Source organism: Vreelandella arcis (assembly GCF_900103865.1).
Lineage (GTDB): Bacteria > Pseudomonadota > Gammaproteobacteria > Pseudomonadales > Halomonadaceae > Vreelandella > Vreelandella arcis.
Genome location: NZ_FNII01000002.1, coordinates 396,192 through 406,254, shown reverse-complemented (window position 1 = coordinate 406,254; position 10,063 = coordinate 396,192). Strand labels below are relative to the sequence as shown.

The window sequence follows — 10,063 nt, the reverse complement described above, 5'->3', positions numbered from 1 at the left end:
TGTCACGCCAGTGGCATTGCCGGGTAGCTATGTGCGGACGGGATAACCGCTGAAAGCATCTAAGCGGGAAGCCCCCTTCAAGATGAGACATCCCTGAGGCCTAGAGCCTCCTGAAGGGCCCAGCGAGACCAGCTGGTTGATAGGCACGGTGTGGAAGCGCTGCAAGGCGTTGAGCTAACGTGTACTAATGGCCCGTGAGGCTTGACCCTATAACACCCAAGGGGTCTGGTCGCAGTGGTAACGATGAAAGAACCGGATACGCGCACTGAGCCGACTGTTTAAGACACAGGGCTTGGTAAGAGACGCACACAAAACACAGCATGGTATGCATTTACAGTTACGCCTGACGACCATAGCGAGCGTGAACCACCTGATCCCTTGCCGAACTCAGCAGTGAAACCGCTTAGCGCCGATGGTAGTGTGGGGTCTCCCCATGCGAGAGTAGGTCATCGTCAGGCACTTATACCGTACCCCAGCTTCGAAAGAAGCTGGGGTATTTTATTTGCGCAGAAGAAAGCCAGGGGCCTCCCCATGGAGAGTCCCGGGACGCCGGCCGGGTCATTGTCAGGCACCTATACCGCAGAAAACCCAGCCAATCGGCTGGGTTTTTTGTTTGCGTGGAAGAAAAATATAAGTAAAAAGAGCCGCCTATCGGACGGCTTGAAAATTTACGATTAACTGTCTCTACGGTGCTGGCACTGCCCGCCTGACCAGGTTTCATAAATGGCGCGATCGTCAGCTAGCATCATTAACGCAAACAGTCGCTCGCCGAGAGTTGTGCAGTGATTAATGCGTCTAGAAAGCAGCGACGTTGCCTGGGGGTCGATCACCACAAAGTCAGCCTCGAGGCTAGGCGCTAACTGACCGATGTGGCTATCCAGCGAGAGTGCTTTGGCATTGCCGTAGGTGAGTCCGTAAAAGCCTTGCCAAGCAGTCAGCGGCTGTCCCCGCAGCTGGCCAACTTGATAAGCGCTTTTTAACGTATCAAATCCGGATAGATCAGTGCCCGCCCCGATATCGCTGGCATAGGTGAACGCCATGCCGGTTTCATTAGCGGCTTCCCGATCAAAAAGCCCGCTGCCAAGAAACAGGTTAGAGCTAGGGCAAAAGGCGATATTGGCACCACGCTCCGCTAACCGCTTACGCATACCGTTATCCAGATGGATACCGTGGGCGAAAGTGCTGCGTGAACCGACTAAGCCTGCCTTCTCGTAGACTGATAAATAATCTTGGCTGCCGGGGAATAGCTCTGCTACCCAATCAAGCTCTCCACTATTTTCGGCTAAATGCGTTTGTAGCCAAAGACTTGGGTCGTTACGCAGCAGCGCTCCAGTGGCATCCAACTGTGCTTTCGTAGACGTCGGTGCAAAACGCGGCGTCAGACTGTAACCAAGACGTTGTTTGCCGTGCCAATCTTCTATTAGCCGCTCTGTATCCGCGATGCCCGAGGTGCCATCCAGAAGCGCATCCGGCGCGTTGCGGTCCATAAGCACTTTGCCTGCCAGCATACGCAGCTGACGTTTTTGGCAAACGGAAAAAAAGGCATCCACGGAGACAGGGTGGCTCGAACCAAAAACCTGGGCAGTGGTTGTGCCGGCACGTAGCATTTCATCTAAAAAAGCATTAGACAGCGCTTCTGCATGGGCATGATTAGCAAAGCGACACTCTTCGGGAAACGTATAGTCGTTTAGCCAGTCAAGCAGTTGGCGGCCATAAGAAGCCATAATATCCAACTGGACATAATGCACATGGGTATCGATAAACCCCGGCATAATCAGCTTGCCGCGATAATCGATAATCTCTACGCCCTTGGGTAGCGAAGGAGAGAGTTCAGCGAAATGGCCGACGGCATGAATGTGTTGGCCTTTCAACCAGAGCAGCCCGTCGCCGTAATGCTCTAAGCTGCCCGGTTCGGGCGTATTGCCATCGCCAGGGTCGCGGGCAAAACTAATCAGTTCGGCACGAATAAACGTATCGGTAGAGGAATTCATATTAACTCGTGGTCGTCGGGGAGTCGGTCATTAGCGTTCGCAGCGCCTGGGAGTCAAGCCCGCGGTTTTCTTGAGAAGAGGGCGTGTCTGTTAGCCAAAGCAGTTCAGCCACCACCGTTAGCGCAATCGCATAGGGCGTTTTATTATTGAGCTTAGTGGCGTGGATGCGCCCAATGGGGCTTCGCACACACTGGATTTGATCAGCGGTATATCCGTCTCGCTCAAGTCGACCCTGAAAGCTTGCCCATTTGCTGTCAGAACCAATCAGTCCAATCGAGGCCACGTCATCGTGCTCAATCAGCGCTTTGATCAGCGTATAGTCTTCGTCATGGTTGTGTGTCAACACCAGCGCATGAGTATCTGACGGCAAGGCGGCGACACTTTGCTGTGCATTTTGAAGTAAATAACAGTGAAGTCGCGGCTGCTGCTGATACTGTTCGGCAAAAGCATCGCTACGGCTATCGTACCAATGCAACTGCCAGGGAAGCGGTGCGCTTAGCTTTACGATCTCTTGGCCGACGTGGCCTGCACCAAAGATAGCCACGTGAGCGGTGGCGCCGGGAAAGGCTTCCAAGAGGATATTAACGAACCCGCCGCAGCACTGGCCGCTGCGCCCACCTAGAGAGAAGGCTTCTAAGCTGAGGCCATAGCGTTGTTCTGCCAAACAAGCACGTGCGACGGTAATGGTTTGCCATTCAAAGGTACCGCCCCCTAGCGTATCGAAGATAGCGTCTTCGGTGATCACCATGCGAGCACCAGGCTCGCGGGGTGTTGAGCCTGCGCTGGTCACCTGAGTGGCTAATACATGGGGTATGCCGTCGCGCTGTAATCGGTGCAGCGCCGCATGCCAGGTTTCAGAGGGTTGGCTCGGACTCAAAGCGCTTTCTCCCTAATGGCGTTAGCCGCCAACATGACCCGCTCAGGCGTGGCCGGTGTGTCTAAGTGGGGGGAGGTGGCGTAATCGGTAAGACTTGAAAGCGCATCACGCAGTGCGGACCATACGCTGATACAGAGCATGAAAGGCGGTTCGCCGACGGCCTTCGAGCGGTAGAGGCTCGCCATGGAGTTGGGATGTCCTTCCAGCAGGCTGACGTTAAAAATCGGGGGGAGGTCACCGAAAGTGGGGATCTTGTAGGTCGCCGGTCCATCGCTGATCAGGATGCCTTTATCGTTCCACTTGAGCTCTTCGCTGGTCAGCCAGCCCATGCCCTGTATAAAGCCGCCCTCCACTTGCCCCATGTCGATGGCCGGGTTGAGCGAATCCCCGACATCATGAAGGATATCCACGCGATCCACCTGATACTCACCGCTCAGCGTATCCACGCTGACTTCGCTAACGGCGGCGCCAAAGGCATAGTAATAGAAAGGACGCCCCTGGCCGCTGGCACGGTTGTAATAAATCAGCGGTGTGGCATAGAAGCCTTTTTCGGACAGTGAAATACGGTTGAGGTAGGCGGTCTGGACGAGCTCTCCCCAGGGAATGCGTCGTTCACTCTCACCGCGGCCCGCGATGAGCATGCCGTCTTCAAGGCGCATGCCTTCACGGTCGAGCCCGTCCTCGAAATGCGCAGCGGCAAAGTCGAACAGCCGCTCGCGTAGTTTGCTGGCAGCATCGCGGGCCGCCATGCCGTTCAGGTCAGCACCGCTTGAGGCGGCAGTGGGTGACGTATTGGGCACTTTATCGGTGCGCGTTGCGCTGATGCGCACGCTGTCCAGGTCCAGCCCTAGCTCACGGGCGACCACTTGGCAGATCTTGGTGTGCAGCCCCTGGCCCATTTCCGTGCCGCCGTGATTGATCATTATGCTGCCATCGGTGTACACGTGAAGCAGTGCGCCGGCCTGGTTCAGATGCTGAGCGGTAAACGAAATGCCGAATTTAACCGGTGTTAGAGCGAGCCCTTTTTTGATAATCGGGCTTGCTTCATTGAATGTCGTGATAGCGCGGCGGCGGGTCCAGTACTCGCTGCTGCTTTCGAGTGTTTCCACCAGGGTATGAAGCAGCTTTATCTGGTCGACTTGCTGGCCGTAATGCGTTACGTCATGCCCTTCGCGGTAAAAGTTTCGCTTACGTATCGTGAGCGGGTCTTCCCCGACGCGACGGGCAATGTCATCCATCGCGGCTTCGATAATCATCATGCCCTGAGGGCCGCCAAAACCGCGAAACGCCGTGTTAGAGGCAGTGTGGGTTTTGGCACGATGCCCCGTCACCCTCGCGTTACCAAGGGAGTAGGCGTTATCGGCATGAAACATGGCACGGTCGACAATGGCATCGGAAAGGTCAGGAGAGTAGCCGCAGTCGCCGATAACCGTGATCTCGCCGCCTTGGATGATGCCCTGTCTATCGATTGCTAGTTGATAGCGGTTGTGGAAGGGGTGTCGTTTGCCAGTGGCACGCATATCGTCGCTACGGGGCAGTCGCAAGCGAATGGCTTTGCCGGTTCGACGAGCAATAATTGCGGCAATACAGGCCCAGGGAGACGCTTGGGTTTCTTTTCCGCCAAACCCACCCCCCATACGACGTACTTCTACCGTTACCGCATGGAAAGGAATGCCCAATACTTCAGCGACGAGCTTTTGGGTTTCGCTGGGGTGCTGGTTGGACGTATGGACAATCACGCCTTCGTCTTCGGTGGGCAATACAACGCATGCCTGGCCTTCAAGATAGAAGTGCTCTTGCCCGCCGATAAAGAGCTCATTTTCTAATACGTTGTCTGCTTGACGTAGGGTTTGCTGCCAGTCACCACGTTCTTGTATGTGTGTGGGCCGAACAAACTCTTCGCGCTGAGTGGCGGCTACTGGATCTAGGCTAGCGTGCTGTTCGTTAATCTCGACATTCGCCAACTTAACGGCACGTCGCGCCGCTTCTAATGATGTCGCAGCAACGGCAAACAAACATTGGCCAGCGTAACTAATTTCCTGGTCAACAAAAATTGGGTCACCCGGAAAAACCGGGCCTATATCGGTATGTCCTGGTACATCGTGAAACGTAATCACATCAATGACGCCAGCTGCCTGCCTTACCGCATCAAGGCCAAGGCTGGTTAAAACGCCATGGGCAACGGGCGATAAACCAAGCGCCACGTGAAGAGCATCTGCTGGGGTTTTAACATCATCAACGTAAGCGGCTTTGCCGGTGACGTGTTTTTCGGCGCTTTCATGGAAGCTAGCGCTGCCAGCTTGACGTTGGCTCTGGCTGTCAACAGTGTGGCGGGCCAGTGGGCCTGAGCCTTCAACACGATCGTGCAACTCGCGCCGGGCCCGGCTGCTGTCACCATCGAGCTTAGTGAGCGTACGCATGGAGCATCACCTCCTGATTGGGCGCAGAAAGCGTTAGGTAGAGGCGTTCAAGCAAATTTAAGGCTGCTTGATGACGATAATGCTGGCTGCCCCGCACATCGTCCATGGGCTGAAATTCATCAGAAAGTACCTGCTGCGCAGATTGAAAGCTGGCTTTTGTTAGCGGTTGACCTTCTAGCGCTGCCTCGGTTTTTAACGCGCGCTTAGGCGTTGCGGCCATCCCCCCAAACGCAATACGCACGTCATGCAAGACGCCTTCTTCAAGGCGGTAGCAGAAGGCACCCAATACTGCAGAGATGTCGTCTTCGCGGCGCTTAGAAAGCTTCCAGACGCGAAGCGAAGCCGTACTGTCCATCTTGGGAATGAAGATTCTGCTAATGACCTCATCTGCTGCCAGAAGGGTTCGTTTGTAATCTGTAAAGAATGTGTCCAATGGTACTTGGCGTGTGCCGTCATGATTGGCCAATTCTAGCCACGCATTAAGGGCCAACAATACAGGGGGGGTATCGCCGATGGGAGAAGCGTTGGCAATATTGCCGCCCAGTGTGCCTCTGTTACGTACTTGCTGGGAACCCAAGCGATGCAGTAAGTGCGCGAAGGCCGGGAAATGGGAGTTCAGCAGGGGCTCAAGCTGGGTGTACGTTACGCCTGCACCTACCCACCAGCCAGATTGTCCATGAAGGGAGTCTTCTTCAATGTGGTGCAGTTCATCCACGTGGGAAACATCGATAAGCTGATCAAGTACGGCCAAGCGCTGGGTGTTTTCCAGCCATAAATCTGTCGCACCCGCGACAAGCCGGGCGTTAGGATAGCATCGCCGAGCTTTGGTCAACGCAGTCAGCGTAGTGGGTTGGGCAAAAAACGCTTCGTTAGGTGCAATTTCATGGGCGTTTGCCGGCGAGGCAGTGTCTGGCAACGCGGCATCAAGCCACTGGGGCGATTCCCATGGTGTTTGTAGCATGTTCAAAGCCGCGTCTCGTATGGGGCGATAACCAGTGCATCGGCAAAGGTTTCCGCCCAAAGAGGCTTCCAGTCGCTCTGGGGTGAGTGGCGTTGGGCATTTTTGTTGCTCGGTATGTAGTGTAAACAAAGACATTACGATGCCTGGGGTGCAAAAACCACACTGGCTGCCATGGGCGTCAATCATCGCCTGTTGTGCTGGATGAAGCTGAGCGCCCGATGCCAAGCCTTCGATGGTCACCAAATGCTGACGTTGAAGTTGATGCGCCGGCGTAATACAGGCATTTGCGCTCTCGAAGTGCGGTTGGGCATCGCTTGGGTTGCTAATTGCGACCGTACAAGCACCACAGTCGCCAGAGGCGCAGCCTTCTTTGGTTCCCGTTACCCCCAAATGCTCGCGTAATAGCGTTAAAATGCTGGTGTCGGGTGACACGTCGCACTGCTTGGGGGTGCCGTTGAGCAAAAACTCAATCGTCGCCATGCCAAACTCCGTTGTAATTGATTTGACCGATCGGTCAATATAGCTTGAGCTTGGGACAAAATGACGCGCCTTGCAAGACTTTGCGTGCTGCGCTCATATGGTGCGTTTAAATGAAAGATGAGCTCTTATGGGGCGTTTGATCGGCATGATCAGGATCTTTGATGTTGTCCTATTCAGCACCTTTTGAAGGAATCCAACGAATGACAGCTGAAACAGCTATCCAGGATAATGCCAGCCGAGATCGCATTGAACGGACGATATTGAGTGCGGCTGAACAGGTGTTTTCGCAGCATGGCTACCGTGGTGCCAGTCTTCAGGCCATTGCCGACCAAGCCGGGCTGCCTAAAGCGAATATTCTGTATTACATGGGCACTAAGCAAGCGCTTTATGTTCGGCTTCTTAATAGAATGATGAGTCGTTGGAACGCGGTGCTCGAAGATATAACCCCCGACAGTGATCCAGGGCGTGTGCTCAGCGACTTTATACGCACTAAAATGATGCTTGGTCAGCGTTACCCAGAAGGTTCAAAACTGTTTGCCGCTGAGATTTTAGCTGGCGCCCCCTTCCTTAATGACTATTTAGCAGGGGAACTAAGAGATTGGGTCGCTTCCCGAGCGGCGATTATTCGCCAATGGGCCGAGCAGGGAAAAATGGACGCTGTTGATCCACACTTGCTCATTTTTCTGATTTGGTCCGCTACTCAGCATTACACTGACTATAGTGCCCAGGTTTCTGGCATTCTCGGTAGAGATGCGCTGAATGAAGCGGATCTGCAGTCGATTACTCAATTCCTGGAGCACGTTATCTTAAAGGGTTGCGGTGTCCAGCAATCAGATGCCACTCATTTAGCGGTTAAGTAATTGCGTATGCCAACAACGCTACCGATAGAGGAGCATTTAGCCTCTCTGCAAGTCTCGTTAGACGCTCATAACCGCTTAATTTTGGTGGCTCAGCCCGGGGCCGGTAAGACCACGCGTGTTCCGCTGACGCTTTTAGCAAGTCAGTGGGCGCAAGGGAAAAAGTTATTGTTGTTGGAACCACGTCGGGTGGCTGCTCGCTTAGCGGCCAGCTATATGGCTCAGCAGTTGAACGAAGCGGTGGGTCAAACCGTAGGATATCGAATGCGGGGTGATAGTCGGGTAAGCGCTAAGACGCGACTGGAAGTCGTCACCCAGGGCGTACTCACTCGCATGTTGCAAGAGGATCCGTTATTAGACGGCATCAGCGGAATTATCTTCGATGAGTTTCATGAGCGAAGCATTGAAGCTGACGTTGGCCTAGCGTTTGCTTTGGATGTGCAGCAAAGCATCCGCGACGATTTACGTTTGATCGTCATGTCCGCCACTATTGATGTACCCGCTTTGCAAAAAGTATTAGGGCAAGACACGCCGGTTATCGAAAGTACGGGTCGGCAATTTCCTGTCGACACCTTTTATCGTCCGCTACTTGGTCAAGAAACATTGGAAACGGCTGCCAGCCGCGCCGTCCAAGAAGCCATCAGCATGCCTCAGGCTCAAGATGTTCTGGTTATTCTTCCCGGTGTGGCTGAGATCAATCGGCTGGAGCAGGCCCTGCAAAACAGTTCTCTCGGTATTGATATACGAACGTTGCACGGCAATATGGCCATTGAGGCGCAGCAGGCCACACTAAAGCAAAATTCTGAGCGTCAACGCGTTATTGTTTCCACGGCTATCGCGGAATCCAGCGTTACCGTCGATGGCGTTAATGTCGTGGTCGATGGAGGCTTAGAGCGGGTGCCGTTGTTTCAACCGCGTACGGGGCTTACCCGATTAACCACGCGTCGGGTTAACCGGGCCAGCGCCGATCAGCGGCGCGGGCGTGCAGGGCGGCAGAGCCCGGGCTATTGCTTTCGATTATGGTCTCAGGAGCAGCCATTAGTCGCTCATGGCGAGCCGGAAATACAGCAGGCTGATTTGGCGAAGCTAGTGCTCGAATTGGCGATTTGGGGCGTGCAGTCACCTAGTGCGCTAACCTGGTTGACCCCGCCGCCAAGTGGCGCCTGGCAAAGTGCCCAGGCGCTGCTTCAGAAGCTTGGCATCATCGACTCATCGGGCATGCTCACCGCGTTAGGGATCCAGTGCGTCCGCTGGCCTGTTGAGCCACGCCTGGCGGTGATGTTGGCGAGGTCTGAAGAGCAGGGCGCTGTGGCTCTGGCCTGCGCATTAGCCGCCTTGCTTGAGAGCCGAGATCGGATTACCGGCTCGCTACGCGATGCGTTAATCCAGCGCCTTCGACAGCCAGCACATTTTCCCCATTGGTATCGCGATGCTAAACGGCTGGCGAGTATTGCCAACACAGTGCTGCCTCGCAACCTAGGCTATGAGGCGTTAGGTGCGTTGCTAGCGTTGGCCTATCCAGATCGAGTAGGTCAGTTGATCAGCCCCGGGCGGTTTAAGCTTGCCAATGGTAAGACGGCCACGCTAGCACGCACGCATCCTCTTGCAAACGAGGCCTATCTTGTCGCCGCTAACGTAGAGGGTGTAGCCAGTGAAGCCGCTATTTACGTTGCTGAACCCCTTGAACTCGCGACGCTGATAAGCCTATATCCTGATACTCAACACTGGGTAACCCATGTTCGTTGGTCAGAGGCTCAAGGCCAGTTGATTGGGGAGGAAGAGCAGCGTCACGGTTCGTTGGTGATTGCTAAACGACCGCTCAATGAGCTACCCGCAGACGCCATTACGCAAGCGTTACTTAATGCCCTTAGGCAGCGGCCAGAAGTGGTTCTAACCCCAGAAGTCCAGCAGCTTCAGGGGCGAATGGCCTTGCTAGAAGATGCGTTTGAAGGCCAGTGGCCAGATTGGTCGAACTCTGCGCTAATGAGCACGCTAGAGGTTTGGTTAGCACCTTACCTAGTGGGTATTTCACGTCTTAGTCAACTTGAAAAAATGCCTTTTCACACCTATTTGCTAGGCTCCTTGAGCTGGGATGAGCAGGTGTTGTTTGAACGCCTGACACCTAACGCATTGCCGGTACCCAGCGGCAAGCAGGCAGCGCTTGATTATCTCCCGTGTATAGAGGGCCGGCCGCCTATTTTAGCGCTAAAGCTTCAGGAGGCATTTGGTTGGCAGGAGACTCCCCGCATTGCCGACCAGCGCGTCGCGGTCATGATTCATCTTCTCTCACCGGCTAAGCGTCCACTTCAAGTTACGCAAGACCTGCGTAGTTTCTGGCTGAATGGTTATGCTGACGTGCGCAAAGAAATGCGCGGTCGCTACCCGAAGCACCCTTGGCCAGAAGACCCTCTTTCCGCCACTGCCACTTCGACAACCAAACGTCACAGGTAGACGAAGCGCCCCAGTAAGCACTTAGC

General features: G+C 54.6%; 6 protein-coding genes and 2 rRNA genes. 4 read left to right on the top strand and 4 right to left on the bottom strand.

Going from position 1 to position 10,063, the window contains the following annotated elements; genetic code table 11:
* Together BLR97_RS03825 and rrf are read left to right on the top strand one after the other, a co-directional pair.
* Positions 1–209: ribosomal RNA gene (locus BLR97_RS03825) — 23S ribosomal RNA — on the top strand; the annotation flags it as partial.
* Between the two features lie 133 nt (positions 210–342).
* Positions 343–458, top strand: a 5S ribosomal RNA gene (rrf, locus tag BLR97_RS03820).
* Between the two features lie 216 nt (positions 459–674).
* Here rrf and guaD read toward each other — a convergent pair.
* The 4 genes from guaD to xdhA are packed head-to-tail and all read right to left on the bottom strand — an operon-like array spanning position 675 to position 6,729.
* Entirely contained in the window at positions 675–1,991 is a 1,317-nt protein-coding gene (gene guaD, locus BLR97_RS03815) for a guanine deaminase (protein ID WP_089702644.1), read from the bottom strand.
* A gap of 1 nt (position 1,992) precedes the next feature.
* Positions 1,993–2,868 carry a xanthine dehydrogenase accessory protein XdhC gene (gene xdhC, locus BLR97_RS03810; protein ID WP_089702642.1) on the bottom strand — a complete coding sequence of 292 codons (876 nt, stop codon included), beginning with the start codon at positions 2,866–2,868 and terminating at the stop codon, positions 1,993–1,995.
* Positions 2,865–5,288, bottom strand: coding sequence for a xanthine dehydrogenase molybdopterin binding subunit (gene xdhB / locus BLR97_RS03805; RefSeq protein ID WP_089702640.1), 2,424 nt, complete (start codon positions 5,286–5,288; stop codon positions 2,865–2,867). The genes xdhC and xdhB overlap by 4 nt, the downstream gene beginning before the upstream one ends.
* Positions 5,272–6,729, bottom strand: a complete 1,458-nt coding sequence (xdhA, locus tag BLR97_RS03800; protein ID WP_089702639.1) for a xanthine dehydrogenase small subunit — start codon at positions 6,727–6,729, stop codon at positions 5,272–5,274. Before xdhA ends, xdhB begins: the two co-directional genes overlap by 17 nt.
* Before the next feature lie 200 nt (positions 6,730–6,929).
* On the opposite strand from xdhA, the gene BLR97_RS03795 reads away from it, so the two are divergent.
* Positions 6,930–7,589 (top strand): TetR family transcriptional regulator C-terminal domain-containing protein, encoded by a 660-nt coding sequence (locus BLR97_RS03795; protein ID WP_089702637.1) that lies wholly within the window; start codon positions 6,930–6,932, stop codon positions 7,587–7,589.
* A 6-nt stretch (positions 7,590–7,595) separates the two neighbouring features.
* Positions 7,596–10,037 (top strand): ATP-dependent helicase HrpB, encoded by a 2,442-nt coding sequence (gene hrpB, locus BLR97_RS03790; RefSeq protein WP_089702635.1) that lies wholly within the window; start codon positions 7,596–7,598, stop codon positions 10,035–10,037.
* Positions 10,038–10,063 lie beyond the last annotated feature (26 nt).

Bases quoted from the DNA above. Each gene is read 5' to 3' on its own strand.
- guaD (WP_089702644.1), bottom strand. From the start codon at position 1,991: ATGAATTCCTCTACCGATACGTTTATTCGTGCCGAACTGATTAGTTTT.
- xdhB (WP_089702640.1), bottom strand. From the start codon at position 5,288: ATGCGTACGCTCACTAAGCTCGATGGTGACAGCAGCCGGGCCCGGCGC.
- xdhA (WP_089702639.1), bottom strand. From the start codon at position 6,729: ATGGCGACGATTGAGTTTTTGCTCAACGGCACCCCCAAGCAGTGCGAC.
- BLR97_RS03795 (WP_089702637.1), top strand. From the start codon at position 6,930: ATGACAGCTGAAACAGCTATCCAGGATAATGCCAGCCGAGATCGCATT.
- hrpB (WP_089702635.1), top strand. From the start codon at position 7,596: ATGCCAACAACGCTACCGATAGAGGAGCATTTAGCCTCTCTGCAAGTC.